Here is a 24,312-nt window from a genome sequence, read left to right on the forward strand (position 1 = left end):
GCAGCCGCGCCTGGGGACGGTGTGGCGGCCTGTGGCTGTTGTGGCGAGTTGGCCTGTGCGCCTTGTGGTGTGGCGTGGGGTTGCGGTGGATTGGCTTGCGCGGCCTGCGGTTGGGGTGCGTTGGGTTGCGCGGCCTGTGGGTTGGCGTGGGGTTGTTGGGGTGGGTTGGCTTGTGGTGCGGCCTGCGATGCGTTGGCCGCAGGTGTGGGAGCGGGTGTTGCTGGTGTGCCGCCGGGACCAGCCGACGCGCCCACCGGTGTGGTTGGGCTCTTCGTCTCCGCCGAGCTGGCCGACGGCGTCGAACCGGGCCCGCTGCCCGGCACCGGTTCGACCGGTGTGGCGCTAGCGACGTGCGGCGTCGCCGCAGGGGAGGTACCGGCCGGTGTGGCGGGCTCGTTGGCAACCGGCTCGTAGTCGAAGTCGAGGTGGAGGATGCTGGCTTCGTCGGGGCTGGGCGGCAGTTCGCCGGGCCCGTGTCCCGCTGTGTTCGAGTGTGGACCCGGTCCGCCGCCAGTCGGTGAACCCCCATGTGCGACAGGTGGTCCCGCCGTAACTCCAGGTCCGTTGCCGGTGCCGCCCAAATCTTTAGCGGTGCCGAAGTGGGTGTTGTTCTCGGCATGGGTGTTGGCACTCATCGTCATCGTCATCACCGATCCCGGCGTGGCGCTGGGCTGGCCTTCGGCGGCGACGATATTTCCGGCGAGACCCATCTGGGGAGAATCGGGTCGGCTGCTCTGGAATTGGGCGGTGCCGAGACCGGTCGGCGACGAGCTTCCCGGTGTGGCCATGGGATCGGCCGGAGCGGCTTCGAAGCCTCCCTCGTTGAGGAGTTTCAGGGCGTCGTCCCAGGGGCTCCAGCCGTGGCCGGGTGCGGGTGACGTTCCGGGGGACGTCGGCGACGCGGGCGGGGCCTGCGGCGTGCCCGGCGACTGTGGGGGATCCGAAGGCGGCGGGGCGCCGCCCTCATCGAGTTTGCGAAAGGCCTCGGCGTATGACTCGTCGAACTTGTCGATCTCGTCCTTGTTGATCTCGTCGATGGTGTCCTTGGGCGGTCGGTGTGTGTGACCGTCACGGATGGTGTGCTGGTCGCCCTCTTCGGGTGCCGTTCGGCTCGGGAGTCCGTCGCGCGAGCTGTCGTCGCGCGGCCCGTCGATCTCGGGGCTGGTTTTCTCGTGTGATCGGGGTGTGTCGGCATTGCTGTGGGGCCAGGCCCAGTCGGGCGCTTCTCGGACCGGGAGGCCGTCCGGCGAGGCATCAGAGCGGGACCGGCCGGTCTCGGTAAAGGTTTCCTCGCGTGGCCGGATCGGTGCCCCCATGGCTCGGGTGGCACGCATCGCCGCTCCGAAACCGCCGACAGCGCCACTGGAGGCACCCATCATTATCATCTGGGCAAGATTGAGTTTGGCGTGGGTGATCGCGGACATGGTCACCGCACCGGCGGCCCCGCCCGCTGCGCCGCCGGTAGCGCTGGCGAGCACGACTGCCACGGCGCGTCCCGTCGAGCGTCCCGCTTGTGTCGCGGCGTTGGCCCCGATGCGGGTGAGTGCGGGCAGCACCGCACGGGTAGCCAGGGAGCCGACCAGGCCACCGGCGCCACCGGCGGCCGCGGCCACCCATACCTGGCCCCAATCAATGCTGGTGCGGCGTCCGGGTTTGCCATGGCCCTGGATGATTTGGGCGTATTGCGCACCGGCCACGACACCGCCCATGGAGACCGAGCCCATGATGGTCGCGCGAATGGCGAGCGCCATGTGGGGGAATCGCTCCATGAAGGCAGCCGCGCGTTGGAATAGGAACGCGAGGGTATCGCGACGGGCGGTGGTGGCGGCGACCTCGGCGGCGACGCGGTCGCTGGCGGCCTTCATCGGTACGGTGGTGTCGATGAGCAGGTTGGCGAGTAGGACTGCGCCGATCCCGATGACGATGTACTGCTCGAGTTCGATCGAATTAGCGGAGTCGTAGAGCAGGGTGGCCATGCCGTCGGCGAATTCGATTTGATTGCGCGTGTTGGCGATCTCGGTCTTCAGCTGTTTCTGGATCGCGTCGGCGGCCTCGCCCTGGATTGCCGCGGATACGTCGTCGGCGAGTCGTTCGAGGTGCTGCAGTGTGACTTTGAGACGTTCGGCCGAGCGTGCCCAGGCGTCGGCCGCGGCGCGGATATCTTTGGGACTACCGACCGGAAAGTGGCCGATTACCCAGCGTGTCAGCCAGTCCGGGAAGTGGGGTGGGATAGTGACACTCACCGGGGCGTCGACCGCCCTCTCGCGCCCTCCACCAACAACCGGTACAGCACCCGCGCGGGACCGCACGCGTCATCGTCACGCAACTCCACCTCGGCGAATGCCGCGATCAACGCCGCGCGCGGCTGGAACCGACCGTCGACGATGCTGTTGCCGCCCAATTGGTCCCGCCACCGCCGGTAGCCGCCGATGATGCGGGCCAGCGTGTCCCTGGCGTCCCACCGGCCGTTGATGCGCCGATATTCGGTGATCAGGGACCGCTGTGCCAGCCGCCGGACGGACGGACCCGCCTGATTCTCCATGATCCGGCCGAGGTCGCCGACGATCGTCGAGTACATCGGTCGCTCCTCGGATCCGGCTACAGAGTTCCCGGATTGTATTGCCGCATAGACCTTTTCGCTGAACTGCGCCGGATTCGCCACCAGGGCGCGGTCGAGCAGGATGAGCGACCCGGTGCTCGCTGATTCCGACCCATCATCGCCTCGATCCCGGCTCACCTCGGAGATCCGGTCGCCGAGTTCGGTGATCTCGATCCCGCCGAGATCGATGAACGGGTATTTGCCGAGAATGTCGTCGATGGCCGCGGCCAGTTGGGCGACCATCTCCTGTCCGATGCCCGAGGTATCGAAGCCGACGATCCGCAGTTCGTACCGATCGGCGAGCTCCTGGGCCGCGGCCAGTGCCGCCGCATCGGTCGGCACTCGAACGAGCTCCGTGCGACCGGCTGCGGGCGCCGGGGCGGAAATACCTGTCCGGGCGGGAGGGCGCTCGACCCGTTCTTCGGCGGCGGAGTATTGAGCGGATTTCGAGCCCACGGCGTACCGGGCTTCGACCACGGTGTGTCCGCGGTCTTGTTCGCCGCGGTCCACAGACGGTCGGGTTTGCCGGACCAGGGCGTGGCAGCAGCCGCGGGTGGGGACGAATTTCCGGCGATCGGCGGCGGGACGGAGTCAGGCACGTCCTGTGGTAGTTGCGGATCGCGCAGCCCGGGGCTGTCCAGCCGATCCAGATCGGCGTATTCCGGTTGATCGGGCGCATGGAGATAACCATTCGGCTGGTCGGCCGGATATTGCGCTTGATAAGGGAAATTGGGAGTCCCGGTCGGATCGGGTGGCGTTGGGCCGATGTCCTGCGGCACGGCTCCTCGGGCCAGTGCGGACGGAATCGGCTCGGGTTGTTGCGATTCCGGTTGTTTCCCAGGTTGGCCGACCGGCTGATCGCCACCGAAAACGACCTGCCCCGGGCTATCGAACCGCGTCAGGTCCGCGTCGGGGAGCGAACGGCCGAGATCCTGATCCTGGACATCGAATACGTCGGCGGTGCCGCCGACATTTTGTCCCAACCTGTGCATCCGGTCGACCAGGCGCTCGAATCCGGCGACTCCCTCGGTCGCTTCCGGCTCGTAACTGTCACCGAAGATCCGCCCGGGCTCGTCATTGCCCCAGCACTCGCCTTTGTCGGCCAGCGTGGACTTCAGCTGTTTCAGCCGATCCCGCGCGGCGTCGGCGATGGACAGCAGGTCCGGAGCCAGTGCCCGCATCCGGTCCAGATCGACGTGCAACGACTGCCCCATAGCAGGCAATCCCCCTCATCATCGGCCGAGAGTGTCAGAATTCTTGTGGACAGAACGGTGAAGTGCTAATTTTCGGCTATCTGTCTCCCAAGGCATTCGCGGCAAGAACCGAGCCAGTGTCCGATGCGTACCTCGGGCGGCACAACCGCAGCGTCATCTCCTGCCCGATTCCGATAGTCGCCGACACGGAAGCGTAGGTTTCGTATCGAGGCCGCCGCCACACGAACGAGAAGGGCCCCGCATCTCGACGGTGCGGAGCCTCTGCAAGTCACGTTGAATCAGATAGCGCGGACGTCCTGGGCCTGCGGACCCTTCTGACCCCGGCCTACCTCGAACTCCACGCGCTGGCCCAGCAGGCGAGTACTCCTGCATCGGCGACAGGCGGACCTCGATGCATTCGGCCCGCGCGCTACGGACGCGCATGGCCTCGGTGGGGAAGCCCTACGACGAAGCCGTCGAGTGCCTCGAGGGCGATCGGGGTCTCCCCTGGTGCTGGAACCTATCCCTCGACCGTTGCTGTCGTGCTGTGCCACAGCGACTTACGGTTTGGGCACCCGAATCTTGCGGTTGCGGGCACGAGAACCCCCGGCGTCAAACGCTCCCCCTGGCGATCGGTACAGACTGCTGAGCGTCGTCGGAAGCCTGTCTGGGAGATGCTCTACGACGGAGTCATTAATTCAGCTGCCCACCTCTGGGGAGTCCGATTCGCATCTGTGCTCGGATCCGGCGGCCCCGAGCGCGCTGCCCAGACCGGCAGCACCACCTGCTAGGCCACCATCCACTTGGCGCTGATTAGCCGCCGGAACAACTGCGCGGCCGAGGTTTACGTTGAAAATTTCCAGTAGTCGCTGCCGTACATTCGAATACCGGGTCACTCGGGCGAGCCCGTGCGCGGTCGACCTCGCGCCGTCCGAGATCGGGATGACCAAACCGTTCTTCGACTGCCTGCTGCTGGCGGTCGGGGTGCAGCTCGGCGATCGGGTAATCACTGCCGCAGCGGTGGAAATCGTCAAAAGCATTGTGGCGCAAACCGGTTCGGCCTACATCGTGATCGATGGGTTCGCACACTGGGCCGAGGTCACCGAACAGCTCGGGTCGGCACCGGAATTCGACGTGCTGGCCGGACTCGCCGACGCGCTGGACGTGTTGGCGGAGCTGACCGAACGGCTGGAGGAACGCGGCGAGTTGGTCCATCTGATGCCGTTCGGCTGGAACAACGTCCAGCGCGTCGAGTTGTTCGATGGGCAGTGGCCCAGGCAGATCACCGATATCCAGCTCGACAGTTCCCCGGCCTGGTCGTCGTTGCGTCGGCCGGACCGGCGCCTCACGCCACGGGTGCGAATGCCATGCGGGCGCAACTGACGGTTGACGTGTCGGTGGGTGTTCGGTCAGTCTGCGACGGCGTCGGCGGGCTCGGTGGCCGTGGAACCGGTACCGCGCGTTGCGGATTCGAACAGCAGGGCCTCGACGATACCCGTAACCGTACATTCAGGCGCGCAAACCGTAAGTCTCAACCGCACGGCACGACGGGGTAGCCGAGGCGGGGATAACATGTTGTCAGGCCAGAGCCTGGAGGCAATCGAGTTGACGTCGGGTTTCCGTATAGGTGGGCCGACCAGATGCGTCTGCACGGCAGTGACCTCCGTCGGGTGTGGTGTTTACGACGACGTCCGGGAGTTGCTGGAGTCGGCGACATTCCGCCGGTCGGCAACAGCGGAGTTCAGGGTTCGTCGGACAGTCTTGCGCATGCCGCCAGGACTCCACACCGGGATGCGGTTTTGGCGATGGCCAACTCGCTCGCCCCGGTCACGCGCCGAACGAACTGCTGTTCAGCGGGGCAGTCATCACCGTTTGATCCAGGATGAGGGTGTCACATGAGATACGACCGGTTGGTCGTCAACGATGCGCAGGAATGGGCCGAACTCACCAACGGCTTTGTGCCGATGGGGCATCGGATACAGCACCTCGGCGAGTGGACCTCCACCCTGACCGTGCAGCAGAGTACGGTGTACAGCCTGCTGCGCTGGGACGAACCCGACGGGCGGGTTGGCTATCGCACCCCAGGTCATGTCCGGCGTGAAGCTGCTGACGGGTTCTACTGGCTGGTGCTCCCCCAGCACACCTCCTTCGTCGTGGGCCGAGAAGAGGGCGTCATCACAGCACCCCGGGGTCACGCCATGTTGTTTGGTCTCGACCAGGTGTGCTGGATGCGGCCCGGTCCCCGCGCGCTGGCCCTGCAGCTACCGCGCACCGAGATCGACCACGCAATCTCGGTGGACGGCTCGCGGTGCACCCCATTGGATATGGATTCCGGTCTGGGCCGGGTCACCCGGACCTTGATCCACAACGTGCATGCCGAGCAGGCGGACTTCAGCGACCGTGAGTTCAATGCGGTGTGTGATCGAATCAGCGAGCTGCTGTGCATGCTCGCACTGGGCGACACGAGCCCACAGCGCGGGCATCTCGACGAGACGGTGGAGGCCGTGCGACGGTACGTGCGCGACTCCGTTGGGGTCGCGGATGTGCGGCTACCCGCGGTCGCACACGCACTCGGCTGGTCACCGCGGCAACTACGGGTCGCTCTGCACCAGGCGGGCACCACCTATCGCGATGTGCGCCGAGACGAAGCACTGCGCGTGGCCCGGGACTTGCTGGAAAGTGAAGGGGCCCAGGGCATGACGATCACCGAAATCGCCGAACGCACTGGTTTCACGCCGAACTGGTTCTCTGCGGCATTCAAGGCCCGCTACGGCGAGGCACCGCGCGAGTTCCGGCAGCGGCGTCTTGCCGGGTCGTCCGACGACCCGCCACGGCTGCGGTCAGGTGCCGCAGATGAGGTTGCGCTCGACGCGACGGGGTAGTCGTCGCAGTCGGTCTGCCTGCTCCCGTCGCTTCGCGAACGCGAAAACGTAAATCGCCACCGTGAGCTGGAACGGCGGGGCTCCGGCAGGCGAGGTCGGCGCTGCCAGCGTCTTTCATGGACCGAGGCTGTATCCCCCGGAGATGATGAGTTTCCTTGCGCCGCTGCCGCTGCCGCTGCCGCTGCCGCTGCCGCTGCCGCTGCCGCTGCCGGTGTCGTTGTACGGTCCGACAGATCTCCGACGGACGGCGAGTGCGGGCGCTCGAACGAATTGTGACGGACGTAGCGGATCCGGGTCACCAGCCACCTTGGAAGAGAACGACCTCTCGGCGCCGTGCCGGAGAGATCGACATACGAGTGAAATGGGAATCTCCTTGAGCGCACAAGAACCCTTGTCTCATGCACCGGCCTGCCCGGTGGCTCACGGTTCACCGCTGAACTCGGAGGGGCCGCCAGTGCCGTTGCACTCACCGGAATTCGCTGTCGATCCGCATCGGGCATACCGTGAGATGCGCCAGCGGTTCGGTTCGCTGGTGGCGGTGGAACTGGCGCCGGGGGTGCCTGCCACGTTGGTGATCGGCTACCGGGCCGCATTGCGCATTCTCAACGATCCCGATCATTTTCGGGCCGACCCGCGACACTGGCAGCGAAATGTTCCCGCTGACTGCCCGGTATTGCCGATCATGGAGTGGCGGCCCACCGGAAGCCGCAGTGCGGGAATGGATTTCGCGCGATATCGGCAAGCCACCACCGCGAGTATCGACGGCATCGACCTGTACGGTCTACACGCCGTCGTGCAGCAGATCGCGGTCACGCTGATCGACGGCTTCCAACCCGACGGGACAGCAGATCTGTTGAGCCAGTACGCATTTCCGCTGACATTCCAGGTCTGCTGCGCCCTGGTCGGCTGCCCGGACGAGATCGGGCAGCGGGTTGCCGCGGGCATGGCCGCGATGTTCGAGGGCACTGACGCCGACAAGGGCAACCAGATGGTGTACGACGCTATGCGCGAACTCGTGGCACTGAAGCGGTCCGAGCCGGGCAATGACATCGCATCACTGCTGCTGCAACACCCTGCCGACCTCGATGAGGAGGAACTGGTCCACCAACTGGTTACCTTCTACGGTGCGGGAATCGAGTTGCAGCTCAACTTGATCGTCAACACGTTGCTGCTGATCATCACCGACGATCGATTCGGCGACAGCGTGCTCGGCGGCAGCCTGTCGACGCGCGACGCACTCGACGAGGTGCTGTTCAACGACCCACCCCTGGCGAATTACTGCATCACTTACCCCAGACAGCCGATCCTGATCGACGACTTCTGGCTACCCGCCCACCAGCCCGTCGTGATCAGCATGGCCGCGTGCAACAACGACCCCTCGATCCGAACCGAAGACCGCACAGGAAACCGTTCACATCTGGCATTCGGGATCGGCCAGCACGCCTGCCCCGCCCGATCACTGGCATATATGGTCGCCCAGGACGCCATCGATCAACTCCTTGACAGGCTGCCGAACATTCGTCCGGCACTCCCCGGCGTCGAACCCGCCTGGCGCCCAGGGCCGTTCCACCGGGCATTGGCCACGCTGCCGGTGACGTTCCGCGACGCGGGCGCCCCAGCATGAGCTTCGGGGAGAGAGTTCAGCAATCCGCCCAGGGACGTGCGTCGCCTCGCGTTCCGCATGCGCGAACACGGTGTCAAGCCCGAGCTCGAGATCTGTGACACCGGCCATCTCGACGCTTGCCTGCGGTTGCGTGATGAGGGGCAGGTGTTGTTCGCCGTCGGAGAGGTGGAATGCGACGAAGCTGCAGTTGTGGGTCGCCGCGTGCATCTACTGGGGTTGGCCCACCGACCGTGCAGCGTTCGCCGAGTACTGGGACACCGGGCTCGCCAAGGCCGACATCGACCCCACCATCCGCACCTACTTCGATGCCCTGATCGATCTGCGGACGATGCCGCTACCCGTGCGCTGACATTCGCTCGCCCGCACCGCTTCTTCGTCGCTGGCGCACTGCCACGCCCCTGCGAGGTCAAATGCAGATGCCCTGGATCGCGCGTGATCGACGCCGATACGACCTTGTCCTACGCCTGCTGGGTTTCGCACTGTCACAGTCGCCCAAACAGATTCGCATGTTCCCCTCAATCTCTATATCTGGGACCTACGCCGCCGGATGCGCAGCGGAACACCACTGTTGTAGATTCCACGCTCTGATTCGGGTCTTCACCGATGGCGGCCGGAACGAGTTGGGTGTGGCTCTCCTGCCGAGGCCGCCCGACGCCAGGGACGCATCGATCCCGTCGCCCGCCACCAGTTGACCAGCAGAAAACCACAGGTCGCCCCCGTTCCCATGTTCGACACGCGCCGCCGAGGGCACGAACCTACGGCAAAACGGACCAGAATCGTTACGCCACCGCTATTTGCCGATGACCAGCAGTTTTCGGTGTTGCAGCAGGTTGGCGTACTGGTCGATACCCCCTCCTTATGCCCCAAAAACCGGGTCCGGGCATCGCCTGGAAACTCTGTCCTGGCCGTACATCGCCACCTGCGGGTTTGCTCCGTTCGGCGGTGGTCGATATGACCGATGACACATTATCTCCGCTGATCCCTTCCTTCTCCTCCATCGGGCTCGTCGGCGGAGATGCCTCCGGAATCGGTGCCGTTCTGCCGATGGCGACCGTGAAGCAACCACCAGCGCACACCGCGGTGTACAGCGTGCGGCCGGTCGACACCAACGGGCGCGTGGTCGACAAAGCCGTTCTGCGAGCGCTGGATTGGCACCCTGGTGACCTGCTGTCCTGGCGGATCGCTGTGGGGCTGATACCGAACGGCCGCAAGGGCAGAGGATGCCTGAGCAGAGTTGAAAGCGTTCAGTTGCCGCACTGGACAAGGTCACAACTCTTGACCTCGGATGGGTGATCATCGATGTCGCCATCAACTCAGTTGGCGTGGCGATTGGCTACTGGACTGGAGGTCGGGCTCGCCAGACGACACAGCCAGCGCGCGGCCGAGAATCCATTTCCGCGGTGTGCCTACCGCCATCCGTTGGGTTCCATGCGCATAACCGGCTGGGCATCGAGCATTCGGCGCAGCGCAGCATCGAGGGGCCAAGGAAACAGCAGGTCGTGGCCGAGCCGATTGTCCACCGCAGACACCGCTCCCCGCAGCATTGACGTGGTACCGACCCGGTCGACGATCGATTCGAACAACGGGGGCGGCGTCGCCAGGTAATACAGTGGCCGCAGCATTGTCCCCGCCGCTACTCGGCGAGTGGCCCCTCGCCGCAACGGCGCGCTCAATCCGGCGGCATAGAGCAGACCGTCGGGTGTTATCAGCAAACGCTCCGAGGTAACAGCGACGTTGCCGGTGGATTCGCCGCTGCCCCATTCCATCGCCGCAAGTCGGCCGTGCATCACACGCCATCGGGCGTCGTCGGACAGCACCCTTTCGACGTCGTCTCGACACAACCACGGATACGGCCCGGCGCCGGAATCGAAGCATTGCCGCAGAGCCTCGTCGATGAAATCGAACAGTCGCTGGTTCATCACATGCTCCTCGATCGCGCGACATCCGGACAAGCTGCGTGTCGTCCGGCATAACTTCGTACTAGAACATCGCCTCGGCGGAGTGGTCGAGATCCATCATCGCGGCCTCGATATCGAGACTGGTTGGTGGTCGAACGACGGTTCCGCCGCACTCCGGTCCACTGCACCGTGAACCCCTGCGGCTCGGGGCGCGGGGCGCGATTCTTCCTTCTTCGGCCAGATCAGCGGGACCCACGTGGTACGTCCGGATAGCTTCGGCTTCTCCGTCGACGCTCGTCACTTCGAACGCGAAGATGGCAACGCGTTCTCTCTTGGCCGGACGCCCGAACGGCCAGGGATTGTCGTACTGTTCCCCCGACGGATTCCCGATCGTCTTCGCGATTATCGTTGTCGGCTCACCCATGATTCTCGTTCCTCACTTTCTGCGGCTTCCGAAGCGTGGGGCCCGTCGCGGATCGAAAAAAGCTGGTCAGCTCGACCATGACCGCATAGTCCACCCTATCGCCGGGGCGCTGGGCTGCCGCCCTTCCGGTGGAGATCTGTGTAATCCGTCAGTCCGAAGCGTGCAACGAGTTCACCGTTGTCGGCATCGAGGGTGATGGTGGCACCGTCGTCGATGTCGCCGGACAACAGCGCCCGCCCAATGCGTGTCTCGACTTCGTGAGAGATGAAGCGCCGCAACAGCCGCGCGTCGTACACCGGGTCGTATCCCTCCTTTTGGGAGTCCGCATCCCTCGCGCTTCGCGCCGGGATCGCAAATACCACCAGGCCAATCCAGGAGCCGTCTGTGGTTTGCCCCCGCGCATAGACCAGGCCGGACACCACCTGTGCAGTCGAGTCCGGACGATTTGACGCGCATCGTCACCGCATCACGACGGAATGCACCCTGCGGCGGGATCGCGATGCCCAAATTCACGTTCACCGGCATTGGCGGGTCGATGACGCGCTTCAGCGGCGGGGTGAAATCATCGTCCCACGATTCGAACACATGTGCGACAATCTCATACCGGTCGTTTGCTTGGGAAAGGCTGGACATGGTGAGTATCGGGGATCATGTGTTGCTGGTGGCGGGCGGCGTCTCGGTGTTCACGGTGATCGAGATCGATGGCGACCACGCGATCGTCGAGTCGACCCAAGTCGACTCACCAGGCCGCTACCTGTTCCGCGTACCGGTGGCTGAACTCGTTGCGGCCGTTAGCGACTCGGGTGGTGGTGACTAGTGGCCCGATTCCGCCTGGAAGAAGACCTCCCGATCCCCGGGCACGCCGTCCTGTCCACCCGGCTGGGCTCGGAGGATCTGGACGAACTCATCGAAACTGCGCGGCTGTGGGCGTTGCGGGCCACCAGTTCCAAACAACTGCGACTCTATGACCGGTCCGTCGAGCTGCTGGCGGTCGAGGGCTGCGGGGTAGCACTGGTCAACGCGGTCGACGAGTGGGTATCGACCGGCAGCCGTTGTGCGAGTGCGGGGAGATGCTGCACGCCACACAGATCGCGGGACGGCCCAGCTGGTACTGCGTGAGCTGCAACTTCCGGGCACAAGCTGCCTGAACCGAAATATCCGGTGGCCAAACGGATGCGAACTCGTGGGTCACTTATCGTCGGAGCGGGGTGTCGGCCACGGCGGGGGAACGTCGAAGTTGAACTTCGGCGACGACGAAGGCGCTGCGGGGATAGAGCGGCCCGGGGATGGTGTCAGTTCGACCGAGGCTTGTGGCTCGGCGGGCTCGCATGCCGGGGCGCCGACGCGGGCGAGTTCGTCGTCATCGGGATCGGTATCCCAGAGGCGGCCGACGGTGCGGCGTACGATCCAGGTCGGTGACCTGCTGAACTCGCGGCGACGTTGCACCGCGGCGCGGGTCTGCTCGGCCGCGGGCCGGTTCGGGTGCAGCGACACATGCAGTATGGCACCGGACTCGTCGGCGACCGTCAGCACATACGATCTGCCCGGTGACCCCGGCAGCGCGAGCGGTGTTGATTGCATTCGTGACCATCGAGGCGGCGCCTTTGCCGGACCCGGTTTTCCCGACGCGCAACCGCATCCCGGCTACGATTGGGGCGGCGAGGTCGGCGCAGATCGTGGTGACCAACGGTGAAAGCCCTTTGCGGAGAACCTGTTTGCCCGCGATCTTCGTATGACCATAGGCCGCGCCTTGTTTCTGGTGACCATAGACCGGGCGCAACAACGAGTCGATATCGACGAAGCACCGCACATCCGCGCCGGGCAGCAGATCCACACGCCCCGCCAGGGCGCACAGGTGTTCGCTCAGTACACCGACACGAGGCTATCGTCATCGAACATCGCCGAACCCTCGGCGAACCTGTGGAACAATCGCACTGAAAGTATCTTCCCGAACTGGTCTTGATTGTTGCCTGAAGAACACCAATCATCCCAGTTCAGACGACATTTTCTCCATTTCAACAGACCCTTATCCGCCGATTACGTCGGTAGGGTCGAGGACTGGGGCGGTTCCCTCCGGTGACGGTAGGTTGTGAAGCCGTGCTGGCCGCCGGTTTCCCGGTCGGTCGTTCTTCTTCCCGTCCGTGGTCACCAGCGTGACCCGTGTCCAGTCCCCGCCCATCGAACCGTGCGTGCGGTTCTCCCTAGATGTCGTTGCCGGGTGCGCGACCTGTTCGATCCATCAGTCTTGGGTGGCAGCAGGTGCGCGTTGCGCTGCATGTGTACGTGCTGCCGACAACCGAATTCGTGGCCGCGCGACAAATCCAGCTGGGCCCCATCGGCTTATGTACCGTGTTGCTATTCCTTGCGGTGCACGAAGTTCCGGACAACGGAACTTTCACCGGGGGACCTGATCAGCGAGCATCCGCTCGTATAGGCGCGTGCAGCGGGCTAAGGCAGCGGCTGCGCGCGCCGAGAAGTCGACGCGCCGGGTCAGATATTCGTGCCGGGGATGACGCAGCGTCCATCCTGGCCGATAGTCCCGACGACCATGCCGTCGGTCAGCGTGCAGAAGCTGCCGATGGCGACGCAGTCTGGGTGGGTGTTGATGACCATGTTGGGGCCGCACGGTGTACCGGGCGCATCGAGGTCACCGGCGGCGGCCTCTGCGACCGATGCGCCGCATTAGCGCGCTGCCGAATGCGGCTGCGCCTGCCGGGTCGATTCTCGTGGCCGGTTTCGTCCCGCCAGGCCGATACGCAGGCGGGTGGACCAGTGGCAGCGTGTAGGACAGACCGGTGAGACCACACGGAGCGAAACAGGTCGAAAAGGACGCTCGCCGACCAGCGGACCTCCGAGCGGACCCGGCTACGCCCCCGGCGGCTACTGCCGGCCGTTGAGTATTTGGTGACGATCGGAACTCATGTGTCGAGTGGAAAATTCCGGGGGCGCCTGTCGCGCGTACTTCGCATTGCTGTCCTCTCCGCGGCGGTGATCGCACCGCTGGTCGCGTGCAGTTCGGGGTCGAATCCAGCGGGTTCGAATACCACGACACCCGCTCCGCGGGTCACGATTCACGGGGACGCCAACGACCCCGTCAACAAGATCGTCATTCAGGCTATTGCCGATCTGCAGCGGTATTGGTCGCAGCAGTTTCCGAAGCTGTACGGGTCCCCCTACACCCCGGTCACCGGGGGCTTCTATGCGGTGGCCCCATCGTCGGGCGAATTGCCGCCCTGTGCCGAAACGGTGGCGGACATCACGGGCAACGCATTCTATTGTGGCGCACAGGATGTGGTGGCCTGGGATGTCGAAGGGCTGCTGCCGACCCTGCGAAAGAAGTTCGGCGACTTCGTCATACCGATCGTGCTTGCCCACGAATGGGGCCACGCGATCCAAACGCGGGCGAACTTCCAGGGCCTCACGGTCACCAAGGAAATCCAAGCGGACTGCTTCGCCGGGGCATGGGCCGCCGATATCGGCGCGGGCCACAGCTCGTTCAAGGCCGGGACCAACGATCTCGACGCCGCCCTTGCTGGATTCCTGACGCTGCGCGACGAGCCCGGCACGGACAAGACCAATCCCGCCGCGCACGGCAGCGGTTTCGACCGGGTCAACTCCTTCCAAACCGGATTCGACGGTGGCCCCGAAACCTGCCGCGACTACAAAGACGGTTCCCCGCCGGTGATCGAACTGCCCTTCCGATCGCTGCAAGAGCTGGCAACAGGCGGCAACGTGCCCTACGACCAGGTCCTCAACCTGGTGCCCGCGGACCTGGAAGACTTTTGGGCGCAGACATTTCCGGCGCTGACCCACAAGCCGTGGACACCGGTGGACGTCGTCGGTTTCGACCCGGGGGAACCACCGACCTGCGGCGGCTCCCCGCCCAGTGATTACGTCCTGTTCTATTGCGCCCCAGAGGATTACATCGGCTACGACGCCGCAAACCTCCCGCGTTTCTACTACCAGGGTGGCGACTTCGGCGTGGCGACACTCTTTGCCAACGAGTACGGCCAGGCCGTGAACGCCCGAGACGGTGACCACTCCGACGACAAAACCGCAGCACTGCGCGGCGACTGTTTCGCCGGCGCATGGAGCGCAAGCGTCCTCCTGGAAAACCGGCCGACCAGCAAAATCCGCATGTCCCCTGGAGATCTCGATAAAGCCGTCGCCGCGCTATTGGTCTTCCGCGGCTTCGGTGACAAGAACCCTGACGCGCCGGGCTTCACGCGCGTCGATGCCTACCGAGCCGGACTGCTCAACGGCCCCGACGCCTGCACGAAACCCATGCCGGCCAAATAGGCTTCCGAATTCCTAGCGGATGGTCGATCGATGACCTCGGCTTCGCAACGATGATCCGCCGTCCCGGCTACGGCGACCACCTCGCCGCCACCACCGACCCAGGCATCCACGAGCGCCGATCGGCCGTCCTCGCTCCCCCGGTTTCGCCGACGCCATCGCCTGGCCGGCCCCAACCCAGGAGCCCGAAGGTGCCCCACTGGCACGTCACCTTCACCGTCGTCGATTGCGACGAAATAGCCACTGCCGCAACGAGACCCAGCGCGGCAGTGGTGTCGGTGGGTTGCTTGCCGAGTGCATGGGCTACGGCTTCGTCCATCCCATCGCTCGGCCGCGCCGGGAGGCCATATCGAACCCGGTGTGCCCCCAAGTCAGCGCGCGCCGACCGATCACATTCGTCGTGATAGTGCGATGAGCCCGGGACGAAACTCGCAACGCTACCCACGAACCGTGATAGTTCCGCCGCGGCTCCCATCAGAACGGCCGCGCGCTCGGCGTCACAGGCCCGCAGTGCCGAGCCGCAGCCCCACCGGAGGGTTGCAGGTCGGCCCCGATCCCACTGCTCGACGGCGTGGTCGAACGCCGCGACAACACCGTCGCGATCCATAGCTGATCGCCTATCGCCCCTGTTCCGGCAGGACAAATCGGTTTCCGTTTTTCGCCTTGTCGGACCGTTTCATGCCCTTGGCGCGGTCGGCAGGATTGGCGGTGTCGAATATCCGGCGGCCGGCCGGTCGCGCCGATCCGAAGGAATTGATATGGCCACTGCTGTAGGAATCGATCTGGGAACTACGAATTCTGTCATCGCGAGCTGGCAGAGCGGGGAGCCGGTGGTGATCGCCAATGCCGAGGGCGCGCGCACCACACCATCGGTGGTTGCCTTCACCGAAAGCGGTGAGCGACTTGTCGGTCAGCTTGCCCGCAGACAGTCGATTTTGAATCCGAAGGGCACGATCTATTCGGCGAAGCGATTCATCGGCCGCCACTTCGACGAAATATCGGAGGAAGCCAAGGCGGTGAGCTTCGACGTCGTCGAGGGCGAGGGCGGCGTTGCCCGATTCGATGTGCGAGGCAAGAAGTATGCGCCCGAGGAGATCAGCGCGCTGGTGCTGCGCAAGCTGGTCGATGACGCGAGCAAATATCTCGGGGAGCGGGTCAAAGAAGCGGTGATCACCGTGCCCGCCTACTTCAACGACGCACAGCGCAATGCCACCAAGGACGCGGGCCGGATCGCGGGACTCGACGTCCTGCGCATCATCAACGAGCCGACCGCCGCCGCATTGGCGTACGGATTGGACAAGCAGACCCACGAGACGGTGCTCGTATTCGATCTCGGCGGTGGCACTTTCGATGTCAGTCTGCTCGACGTCGGTGACGGTGTGGTCGAGGTCCGCTCCACCGCGGGCGATTCCCATTTGGGCGGCGACGACTTCGACCGGCGCATCGTCGACTATCTCGCCGACGAATTCCAGCGCGAAGAGCACATCGACCTACGTGCCGATCCGCAAGCGCTGCAACGACTTTTCGAGGCGGCAGAGAAGGCCAAGGTCGAGCTGTCCTCGGTGACACAGACACAGGTGAATCTGCCCTTCGTCACCGCCGACGCGAACGGACCCAAGCACCTCACCACAACGATCATGCGCTCGAAGTTCGAGGACCTGACCGCGGATCTGGTGCAGCGCTGCCTCGGCCCGGTGGAGCAGGCCATGAAGGACGCCAAGGTCACCGCCAATGACATCGACGAGGTGATCCTGGTCGGCGGTTCCACCCGCATCCCGGCGGTACAGGCGCTGGTGCGCAGGCTGACCGGCGGCAAGGATCCGAACATGAGCGTCAACCCGGACGAGGTCGTCGCGCTCGGCGCGGCCGTCCAGGCCGGCGTGCTCAAGGGCGAGGTCTCCGATGTGCTGCTGCTCGACGTAACGCCGCTGTCGCTCGGTGTGGAGACCCAGGGCGGCGTGATGACGAAGATCATCGAGCGCAATACCACCATCCCGGCCCGGCGCAGCGAGGTGTTCTCCACCGCGGAGGACAACCAGCCCGCGGTCGATGTGGTGGTGCTCCAGGGCGAACGCGAGCGCGCCTCCGACAACCGCGTGCTCGGCCGGTTCCGACTGGAGGACATCCGGCCGGCACCACGCGGCCAGGCGCACGTCGAGGTCACCTTCGACATCGACGCCAACGGCATCCTCAATGTCACCGCACGCGACAAGGACACCGGTAAAGAGCAGAGCATCACGATCAGCGAGCAGTCCAATTTGGACCAGAGCGAGGTCGACCGGATGCTCGCCGAGGCCGAGCAGCACCGCCGCGAAGACGAGGAACTGCGCAAGGCCGTCGATGCCCGCAACGCTCTGGATTCGGCCGCGTACCAGGTGGAACGGCGCCTGGCCGAACTCGGTGACAGCGCGCCGCCACACGAGAGGGCACGCGCCGAGATGCTGATCGCCGACGCCAGACAGGCCGTCAAAGAAGAAGCGCCGCTGGATCGGGTGCAGTCGCTCACTTCGGAACTGCAGCAATTGCAGTACGGGTTGCAGCCCGCGCAATCCGGCAGCGGCGACGGACCGTCAAGCTACGCGGGCGCGGGTGCAGGCGCGGGCTCACCCGGTGACGACGACGTGATCGATGCCGAGTTCGACCGGAGCTGAGGATTTCCGATGGATACCTCCGCAGACCAGTCGACCACCGACACCCCCGATCCGGACGCGGCGCCCGAAGAACCCGCAGCCCAGATCGCCCAGTTGGAAGACCGCTGGCGCCGCGCCGCCGCCGATCTGGACAACCTACGCAAGCGCTACGCCAGGGATCTCGATCGAGAGCGCGCGGCCGAACGATCGAAGGTGGCGGGCGCCTGGCTACCGATGCTGGACAACTTGGAACTGGCGCTGGCGCACGCGAACGGCGATGCGGACCCACTGGTCGCGGGCGTTCGCGCGATCCGGGACCAGGCGGTGCAGGTACTCGAACAGCTCGGTTACCCGAGGCATTCGGAGGTGGGGGTGCCGTTCTCCCCGGAAATGCACGAGGTGGTCAGCGTGGTCGACCGGTCCGATTTCCCGCCGGGAACCGTGGTCGAGGTGCTGCGCCCCGGATACGGCGAGAACGGACGGCAGCTGCGTCCGGCGGCCGTGATCGTCAGCAGACGCGAGGAGTGAGCGTCGATGGCGCGCGATTACTACGAGGTCCTCGGGGTTCCCCGCGATGCCGACAAGGACCAGATTCAGCAGGCATATCGCAAGTTGGCGCGGCGATATCACCCGGATGTGAATTCCGATCCGGCGGCGGAGGATCGGTTCAAGGAGGTCAGCGAGGCGTACGAGGTCCTGTCCGATCCGTCGACGAGGAGTCGCTACGACCGCTTCGGTGAGGACTTCCGGCGAGTGCCGGAGGACTACGACGAACGGGTCGGCGCGGCCACCGGTGGTTTCGGTGGCGGCAGCGGTGGTTTCGGTGGCGGGACCCGCGTGCACTTCGGTCGCGGTTTCGACGGCAACGTCGACTTCGGCGACATATTCGGCGATATCTTCGGTGGCCGTGGCGGCGGATACGGACCGATTCCGGGTGCCGATCAGGAGGCGGTCCTGGAGCTGACCGTCGAGGAGGCCTACCGCGGCGGCAAGCGCAAGCTCGGGCTCGACGGGCGCAGCTACGACGTTGATATCCCGGCCGGGGTGATCGACGGCCAGCGGATCCGGCTGGCCGGGCAGGGCGGCAGGGGCAGTGGCGACGCGCCTGCCGGGGATCTCTACCTGGTCGTGCACATCAAGGCGCATCCGCGCTTCCGGTTGGTCGGCCGCGACATCTACGTCGACCTGCCCGTGTCCCCGTGGGAGGCGGTGCTCGGCGCCACCGTCGCGGTCCCGACTCCGAGCGGCGAGGCGAAAGTCAAAGTGGTGCCGGGCTCCTCGACCGGGCGCAAGCTGCGATTGCGTGGCGCGGGCATGCCCAATGCCCGCGGCGCCAACGGCAACCTGTACGCCGAGGTCAAGGTCATAGTGCCGTCGAAACCGACCGCGCGGGAACGGGAGCTGTTCGAGCAGTTGGCCGCCGAATCGACCTTCGATCCGAGGAGACAGCAATGAGCGCGCCCACACCGCAATACGTGATCGTGCGGCAACCGGGGCTGCGGCTCGACGATTTCGCACAGCGGTCCGGTCTGCATCCGGACATGGTGCGCAAATTGGTCGCGCTCGGAGTGCTCGACGGTGCCCGCGAAGGTACCGAACTTCGCTTCGAACCGTCCGCGGTGGCCGTTGTCGCCCGAATCCAGCGCTTGCGGTCCGGGCTCGGATTGAACTATGCGGCAATCGGGTTGGTGCTCGATCTGCTGGACCGAATCGAAGAACTCGAAGCCGATCCTCGTCGAAGGAGGACGTCCCGATGGACACCAGCAAGTTGACGGAGAAGTCTCGGGAAGCCTTGAGCGAAGCGCAGAACGCGGCGACGCGATTGGGCCACAGCGAGGTCGACGGCGAACATCTGCTGCTCGCCTTGATCGACCAGCAGGACGGGCTGGTGCCCCGGCTGCTCGACCAGGCGAGCGCGGACCTCGACGCGTTGCGCGCCGACCTGAATCGCGAGTTGGCCCGCCGGCCGAAGGTCAGCGGGCCGGGCGCCGCGCCGGGGCAGGTGATGGTCACCCGGCGATTGGCGGCGCTGCTCGAATCGGCCGAACGAGAAGCCAAGCGGCTCAAGGACTCCTATGTTTCGGTGGAGCACCTGGTCATGGCGCTGACCGACGAGGGATCGGGTACTGTGGCGGGCCGGATCCTCGCGGGTCAGGGCATCACCCGAGAGTCGTTCCTGCAGGCACTCACCGCGGTTCGTGGTAATCAGCGGGTGACCTCGGCGACCCCGGAGGGCGCTTACGAGGCACTGGAGAAATACGGCCGCGACCTCGTCGCCGAAGCCAGCGCGGGCAAGCTGGACCCGGTCATCGGCCGGGACGCCGAGATCCGCAGGGTGACACAGATTTTGAGCAGGAAGACCAAGAACAATCCGGTATTGATCGGTGATCCCGGCGTCGGCAAGACCGCGATCGTGGAGGGCCTGGCCCAGCGCATCGTCCGTGGCGATGTGCCAGAAGGCCTGCGCGACAAGACGATCTTCTCCCTCGATATGGGTTCGCTGGTGGCGGGGGCGAAATATCGAGGCGAGTTCGAGGAGCGTCTGCAAGCCGTGCTGTCGGAGGTGAAGGCGGCCGAGGGCCGCATACTGCTCTTCGTCGACGAGCTACATACCGTGGTCGGCGCGGGATCGGTCGGCGGTGAAGGATCCCTCGACGCGGGCAATATGCTCAAGCCGATGCTCGCCCGCGGCGAGCTGCACATGATCGGCGCCACCACCCTGGACGAGTACCGCAAGCACGTCGAATCCGATGCGGCACTGGAACGTCGGTTCCAGACTGTGCTGGTGGACGAGCCCAGCATGGAGGACGCGGTGTCCATCCTGCGCGGCCTGCGCGAACGCCTCGAGGTCTTCCACGGCGTGAAGATCCAGGACGGCGCGCTGGTGGCGGCCGTGACCCTGTCGCATCGCTACATCACCGACCGCTTCCTGCCGGACAAAGCCATCGACCTGGTCGACGAGGCGTGTGCTCGGCTGCGCACCGAAATCGACTCGATGCCAGCGGAACTCGATGAACTCACCAGGAAGGTGACCCGGCTGGAGATCGAAGAGGCGGCACTGTCCAAGGAGACGGACGCAGCAAGCAAGGCTCGTCTCGAGGAGCTCCGAAAGGAACTTGCCGATCTGCGGGCCGAGGCCGACTCGAGGCACGCCCAATGGGAGGCCGAACGGCAGGCGATCCGGCGGGTGCAGGAATTGCGTGGACAACTCGAGCAGCTGCGCCACGAAGCCGAAGAGGCCGAACGCAATTACGACCTCAATCGCGCGGCCGAGTTGCGCTACGGCGAGATCACCAAGCTGGAACGCAATCTGCAAGCGGCAGAGGAACAATTGCGAACCAAGCAGGGCAAGCAGCCGCTGCTGCAAGAGGTCGTCACCGAGGACGAGATCGCCGAAATCGTCGCCGCGTGGACCGGAATCCCGGTAGCCCGGCTAAAAGAGGGCGAGCGGGAGAAGTTGCTACGGCTCGATGAAATCCTGCACGAGCGGGTGGTCGGGCAGGAGGAGGCGGTGCAACTTGTCGCGGACGCGGTGATCCGGGCCCGGTCGGGAATCCGCGATCCACGCAGGCCGATCGGATCGTTCATCTTCCTCGGACCCACCGGCGTCGGCAAGACGGAACTCGCGAAGACCTTGGCCGCGGCGCTTTTCGACAGCGAAGACAATATGGTGCGCCTGGACATGAGCGAGTACCAGGAGCGGCATACGGTCAGCAGGTTGATCGGTGCGCCTCCCGGCTACGTCGGTTATGACGAGGGCGGACAGCTCACCGAGGCGGTGCGCCGCAAGCCGTACTCGGTGGTGCTGTTCGACGAGATCGAGAAGGCGCACGCCGACGTGTTCAATACTCTGTTGCAGGTGCTCGACGACGGTCGGATCACCGATTCGCAAGGCCGACAGGTCGATTTCCGCAACACCGTGATCATCATGACCTCGAATATCGGCTCCCACCATCTACTCGATGGTGTCACCGCCCACGGCGAAATCAAGCCGGACGCACGGGATCGCGTGCTCGCCGAGCTGCGGGGACACTTCCGCCCCGAGTTTCTCAACCGCGTCGACGACATCGTGCTGTTCACGCCGCTGACGCTGCCGCAGATCGAGCACATCGTCGAGCTGCAACTCGAAGAACTCCGACATCGCCTGGCGGAACGGCAGATCAGGCTCGATATCACCCCGGAGGCGCGCAGGCTCATCGCCCAGCACGGATTCGATCCGGTCTACGGTGCGCGGCCGTTGCGTCGCTACATCGCGCACGAAGTCGAGACGAAGATCGGCCGGGCGCTCATGCGCGGCGATATCGGTCAGGGCGGCGCCGTCACTGTCACCGTGGACGGTGCCGATCTCGCGGTCGCGTACACCGCGCCCGCGATCGCGGCATGAAAACGAGGTACGACCATGGAAACCGCGAAGATCAAATGCCCCAACTGTGGGAGGTTCAACCGGGTTCCGGCCGCGGCGGAGGGCACACCGCGCTGCGGTAACTGCCACAAACCGCTGCCATGGATCGTCGCGGCGGGGGACGACGACTTCACCGAGGTGACCGAAAAGTCCTCGGTGCCAGTCCTTGTCGACCTGTGGGCAACCTGGTGTCGGCCCTGTCTGATGGTCAGCCCGGCGCTCGAACAGCTCGCGACCGAACGTGCCGGTCGGCTGAAGCTGGTCAAGGTCGACGTCGATGCCGCACCCCGCACCGCCGAGCGGTTCGTCGTGCGGGCCGTGCCAACCTTGCTCGTGCTCGACCACGGCGAGGTGCTGGCCCGGCAGGCGGGCGCCGCTCCGGTACCGGAACTGCGGAGGTGGCTGGACCAGGGCCTCTCCGATCGAGCGGATAAGGGGGTGACCGCATGACCTCCATCTATACCGATCCCCACGTCGCGGCGATCCAGCCGGTGGCGCCGCGGACACCGCAGGGCTGCGAAGAGTGTCTTCAGCTCGGCACGCCATGGCTGCATCTGCGGCTGTGCCTGACCTGCGGGCACGTCGGCTGCTGTGACTCGTCCCCGATGCGGCACGCGCGAGGGCACGCTACCGGGACCGGCCACCCCATCGTCGAATCGATGGAACCCGGCGAGAATTGGCGCTGGTGCTACGTCCACCAGAACTTCGTCTGATGAACGTCGAAACCCCGGACGATGTCGGCGCGTTTCCGCGATTGTCGGACGCGCAGGTGGCGACGCTCGCCGTCGGCGGCGCCCGGCGAGCGGTGCGCGCCGGTGAGACGTTGGTTCGCGCCGGCGCGCCGAGCGACGAGTTCTTCGTGATCCTGTCCGGCACCGTCGCGATCGTCGACGACGACGCGGGGGAACGCCGGGTGCTGCGCATCCACGGGCCCGGCCGATTCCTCGGCGAGCTGGGCCTGCTGGAAGGTCAGGTCGCGTTCTACACCGCGGAGATGATCGAAGACGGCGAGGTGCTGGTCGTCCCGGTCCAGCGGATACGCGCGCTGGTCGAACACGATCCGGTGCTCAGCGACCTCATTCTGCGCGCGTATCTGATCCGCCGCTGCCGGCTGCTCGGTATCGTCTCCGGATTCCGAATCATCGGTTCCTGCTACTCGCCCGACACCCGGCGGCTACGCGAGTTCGCGATGCGAAACCGATTGCCGCACACCTGGATCGACCTCGAGCGCGACAGTCGAGCCGAACAACTCCTGCGTGATCTCGGGGTCGCACCCGAGGACACTCCGGTCGTCATCTGGCGTGGCGAGCGGGTGCTGCGCAATCCGACGAATGCCGAATTGGGGCGCCTCATCGGCCTACCGGTTCCGGACACGCTGCGCGAGGTGTGCGACCTCATCGTGGTGGGTGCTGGCCCGGCCGGCCTGGCCGCCTCGGTGTACGGCGCCTCGGACGGGCTCGACACCTCGATGCTGGAGGCGATTGCGGCGGGTGGGCAGGCGGGCACCTCTTCGCGCATCGAGAACTACCTGGGCTTTCCCGCGGGCATCTCCGGCACCGAGCTGGCCGAGCGAGCGGTCATCCAGGCCGGAAAGTTCGGTGCTCGATTGCTGGTGTCCGCGGAGGTAGTCGGGCTGGAAGCCGAGGATGGACACCATCTGCTGCGGCTGGCCGGTGGCGGCGCGCTGCTCGGCCGCACCGTCGTCCTGGCCACCGGCGCCCGCTATCGCAGACTCGCCGTGACCGGAATCGAGCGCTTCGAAGGCACCGGCGTGTACTACGCCGCGACCCATCAGGAGGCGTCGATGTGCGGTGTGAACCCGGTGGCGATCGTCGGCGGCGGTAACTCCGCAGGGCAGGCAACGGTGTTTCTCGCCGGTCACGTCGAGCACGTGCACCTGCTCATCCGGGATGGCGATCTCGGCAAGAGTATGTCCCGGTATCTGGTCGAGCAGATCGAGCAGCACCCGAGTGTAACGGTGCACCGCGACACCGAGGTGCGCGAGGTAGCCGGTGTCAGCGAACTCGAAGCAATCGTGGTCGAGAACAATCGCACCGGGGAGAGGGAGAAGCTCGCGGTGGGCGCCCTGTTCGTTTTCATCGGGGCCGTACCGTGCACCGTCTGGTTGGCGGACACCGTCGCGCTAGACGCGCACGGCTTCGTCCGGACCGGCCCGGACGCGGTGTACCCAGCCGAGGATCAGCGCGATTCCGGCCGTCGACCGCTACCGCTCGAAACAAGCAGGCCCGGCGTCTTCGCGGTGGGCGATGTCCGTAGTGGCTCGGTCAAACGAGTCGCGTCCGCCGTCGGTGAAGGCGCGATGGCGGTGCGCCATATTCACGAGTACTTCGAGAGGAGCTGACC

General features: G+C 65.5%; 25 protein-coding genes and 3 pseudogenes. 20 read left to right on the forward strand and 8 right to left on the reverse strand.

Going from position 1 to position 24,312, the window contains the following annotated elements:
* Positions 1-225 precede the first annotated feature (225 nt).
* Together OIE68_RS09285 and OIE68_RS09290 are read left to right on the forward strand one after the other, a co-directional pair.
* Positions 226-414, forward strand: a complete 189-nt coding sequence (locus tag OIE68_RS09285) for a hypothetical protein (RefSeq protein ID WP_327098962.1) — start codon at positions 226-228, stop codon at positions 412-414.
* 981 nt (positions 415-1,395) lie between these two features.
* The gene (locus OIE68_RS09290) at positions 1,396-1,962 is read left to right on the forward strand and encodes a hypothetical protein (protein WP_327098963.1); all 567 of its coding nucleotides are present in this window, start codon (positions 1,396-1,398) and stop codon (positions 1,960-1,962) included.
* A 277-nt stretch (positions 1,963-2,239) separates the two neighbouring features.
* Here OIE68_RS09290 and OIE68_RS09295 read toward each other — a convergent pair whose 3' ends face one another.
* On the reverse strand, positions 2,240-2,941 hold the full coding sequence (locus OIE68_RS09295; protein ID WP_327098964.1) for a hypothetical protein: 702 nt from the start codon (positions 2,939-2,941) through the stop codon (positions 2,240-2,242).
* 500 nt (positions 2,942-3,441) lie between these two features.
* Between OIE68_RS09295 and OIE68_RS09300 the strand changes: the two genes are divergently transcribed.
* Positions 3,442-3,882, forward strand: coding sequence for a hypothetical protein (locus OIE68_RS09300; protein WP_327098965.1), 441 nt, complete (start codon positions 3,442-3,444; stop codon positions 3,880-3,882).
* A gap of 209 nt (positions 3,883-4,091) precedes the next feature.
* On the opposite strand, the pseudogene OIE68_RS09305 reads toward OIE68_RS09300, so the two are convergent.
* A pseudogene (locus tag OIE68_RS09305) lies at positions 4,092-4,160 on the reverse strand (cold-shock protein); the annotation flags it as partial.
* Positions 4,161-4,734: 574 nt separating this feature from the next.
* Here OIE68_RS09305 and OIE68_RS09310 point away from each other — a divergent pair.
* From OIE68_RS09310 to OIE68_RS09335, 6 genes and pseudogenes are all read left to right on the forward strand, one after another.
* Complete coding sequence (locus OIE68_RS09310; RefSeq protein ID WP_327098966.1) at positions 4,735-5,175, forward strand: hypothetical protein; 441 nt, start codon at positions 4,735-4,737, stop codon at positions 5,173-5,175.
* Between the two features lie 512 nt (positions 5,176-5,687).
* Positions 5,688-6,674 carry an AraC family transcriptional regulator gene (locus tag OIE68_RS09315; protein WP_327098967.1) on the forward strand — a complete coding sequence of 329 codons (987 nt, stop codon included), beginning with the start codon at positions 5,688-5,690 and terminating at the stop codon, positions 6,672-6,674.
* A gap of 361 nt (positions 6,675-7,035) precedes the next feature.
* A complete protein-coding gene (locus tag OIE68_RS09320; protein ID WP_327098968.1) occupies positions 7,036-8,298 on the forward strand; it encodes a cytochrome P450 in 1,263 nt (420 codons plus the stop codon).
* Positions 8,292-8,427 (forward strand): annotated as a pseudogene (locus OIE68_RS09325) (3-keto-5-aminohexanoate cleavage protein); the annotation flags it as partial. The gene OIE68_RS09320 and the pseudogene OIE68_RS09325, both read left to right, overlap by 7 nt.
* A 4-nt stretch (positions 8,428-8,431) precedes the next feature.
* Entirely contained in the window at positions 8,432-8,647 is a 216-nt protein-coding gene (locus OIE68_RS09330; RefSeq protein ID WP_327098969.1) for an oxygenase MpaB family protein, read from the forward strand.
* Positions 8,648-9,249: 602 nt separating this feature from the next.
* Positions 9,250-9,591, forward strand: coding sequence for a hypothetical protein (locus OIE68_RS09335; RefSeq protein WP_327098970.1), 342 nt, complete (start codon positions 9,250-9,252; stop codon positions 9,589-9,591).
* Between the two features lie 113 nt (positions 9,592-9,704).
* Here the strand turns inward: OIE68_RS09335 and OIE68_RS09340 are convergent, their stop codons facing one another.
* The 3 genes from OIE68_RS09340 to OIE68_RS09350 all read right to left on the reverse strand — a co-directional run bounded on the left by OIE68_RS09340 (position 9,705) and on the right by OIE68_RS09350 (position 11,042).
* Positions 9,705-10,217, reverse strand: a complete 513-nt coding sequence (locus OIE68_RS09340; protein WP_327098971.1) for a hypothetical protein — start codon at positions 10,215-10,217, stop codon at positions 9,705-9,707.
* Positions 10,218-10,278: 61 nt separating this feature from the next.
* Positions 10,279-10,620, reverse strand: coding sequence for a hypothetical protein (locus OIE68_RS09345; protein WP_327098972.1), 342 nt, complete (start codon positions 10,618-10,620; stop codon positions 10,279-10,281).
* A gap of 95 nt (positions 10,621-10,715) precedes the next feature.
* Positions 10,716-11,042 carry a hypothetical protein gene (locus tag OIE68_RS09350; protein WP_327098973.1) on the reverse strand — a complete coding sequence of 109 codons (327 nt, stop codon included), beginning with the start codon at positions 11,040-11,042 and terminating at the stop codon, positions 10,716-10,718.
* Between the two features lie 77 nt (positions 11,043-11,119).
* Here OIE68_RS09350 and OIE68_RS09355 point away from each other — a divergent pair, with 77 nt between their 5' ends.
* Complete coding sequence (locus tag OIE68_RS09355; RefSeq protein ID WP_327098974.1) at positions 11,120-11,437, forward strand: hypothetical protein; 318 nt, start codon at positions 11,120-11,122, stop codon at positions 11,435-11,437.
* A complete protein-coding gene (locus tag OIE68_RS09360; protein WP_327098975.1) occupies positions 11,437-11,739 on the forward strand; it encodes a hypothetical protein in 303 nt (100 codons plus the stop codon). The genes OIE68_RS09355 and OIE68_RS09360 overlap by 1 nt, the downstream gene beginning before the upstream one ends.
* A gap of 69 nt (positions 11,740-11,808) precedes the next feature.
* On the opposite strand, the gene OIE68_RS09365 is transcribed toward OIE68_RS09360, so the two are convergent.
* The 3 genes and pseudogenes from OIE68_RS09365 to OIE68_RS09375 form a co-directional block, all read right to left on the reverse strand.
* On the reverse strand, positions 11,809-12,201 hold the full coding sequence (locus tag OIE68_RS09365; protein ID WP_327098976.1) for a hypothetical protein: 393 nt from the start codon (positions 12,199-12,201) through the stop codon (positions 11,809-11,811).
* Positions 12,155-12,490 (reverse strand): annotated as a pseudogene (locus tag OIE68_RS09370) (IS1380 family transposase); the annotation flags it as partial. The pseudogene OIE68_RS09370 and the gene OIE68_RS09365, both read right to left, overlap by 47 nt.
* A gap of 620 nt (positions 12,491-13,110) precedes the next feature.
* Entirely contained in the window at positions 13,111-13,233 is a 123-nt protein-coding gene (locus OIE68_RS09375; protein ID WP_327098977.1) for a hypothetical protein, read from the reverse strand.
* 291 nt (positions 13,234-13,524) lie between these two features.
* On the opposite strand from OIE68_RS09375, the gene OIE68_RS09380 reads away from it, so the two are divergent.
* The 9 genes from OIE68_RS09380 (at position 13,525) to OIE68_RS09420 (ending at position 24,310) form a co-directional block, all read left to right on the forward strand.
* Positions 13,525-14,919: a neutral zinc metallopeptidase gene (locus OIE68_RS09380; protein ID WP_327098978.1), complete on the forward strand. Its 1,395-nt coding sequence runs from the start codon at positions 13,525-13,527 to the stop codon at positions 14,917-14,919.
* A gap of 755 nt (positions 14,920-15,674) precedes the next feature.
* The gene (gene dnaK, locus OIE68_RS09385; protein ID WP_327098979.1) at positions 15,675-17,567 is read left to right on the forward strand and encodes a molecular chaperone DnaK; all 1,893 of its coding nucleotides are present in this window, start codon (positions 15,675-15,677) and stop codon (positions 17,565-17,567) included.
* A gap of 9 nt (positions 17,568-17,576) precedes the next feature.
* Positions 17,577-18,074, forward strand: a complete 498-nt coding sequence (locus OIE68_RS09390; protein WP_327098980.1) for a nucleotide exchange factor GrpE — start codon at positions 17,577-17,579, stop codon at positions 18,072-18,074.
* 6 nt (positions 18,075-18,080) lie between these two features.
* Positions 18,081-19,001 carry a J domain-containing protein gene (locus tag OIE68_RS09395; protein WP_327098981.1) on the forward strand — a complete coding sequence of 307 codons (921 nt, stop codon included), beginning with the start codon at positions 18,081-18,083 and terminating at the stop codon, positions 18,999-19,001.
* Positions 18,998-19,318, forward strand: coding sequence for a chaperone modulator CbpM (locus OIE68_RS09400; RefSeq protein WP_327098982.1), 321 nt, complete (start codon positions 18,998-19,000; stop codon positions 19,316-19,318). Before OIE68_RS09395 ends, OIE68_RS09400 begins: the two co-directional genes overlap by 4 nt.
* Positions 19,300-21,930: an ATP-dependent chaperone ClpB gene (gene clpB, locus OIE68_RS09405; RefSeq protein WP_327098983.1), complete on the forward strand. Its 2,631-nt coding sequence runs from the start codon at positions 19,300-19,302 to the stop codon at positions 21,928-21,930. Before OIE68_RS09400 ends, clpB begins: the two co-directional genes overlap by 19 nt.
* 15 nt (positions 21,931-21,945) lie before the next feature.
* Complete coding sequence (locus OIE68_RS09410) at positions 21,946-22,398, forward strand: thioredoxin family protein (protein WP_327098984.1); 453 nt, start codon at positions 21,946-21,948, stop codon at positions 22,396-22,398.
* Positions 22,395-22,661, forward strand: coding sequence for a UBP-type zinc finger domain-containing protein (locus tag OIE68_RS09415; RefSeq protein WP_327098985.1), 267 nt, complete (start codon positions 22,395-22,397; stop codon positions 22,659-22,661). The genes OIE68_RS09410 and OIE68_RS09415 overlap by 4 nt, the downstream gene beginning before the upstream one ends.
* Entirely contained in the window at positions 22,661-24,310 is a 1,650-nt protein-coding gene (locus OIE68_RS09420) for an FAD-dependent oxidoreductase (protein ID WP_327098986.1), read from the forward strand. The genes OIE68_RS09415 and OIE68_RS09420 overlap by 1 nt, the downstream gene beginning before the upstream one ends.
* The last annotated feature ends 2 nt before the right edge of the window (positions 24,311-24,312 follow it).

This window comes from Nocardia vinacea, from assembly GCF_035920345.1.
Classification (GTDB): Bacteria; Actinomycetota; Actinomycetes; order Mycobacteriales; family Mycobacteriaceae; genus Nocardia; species Nocardia vinacea_A.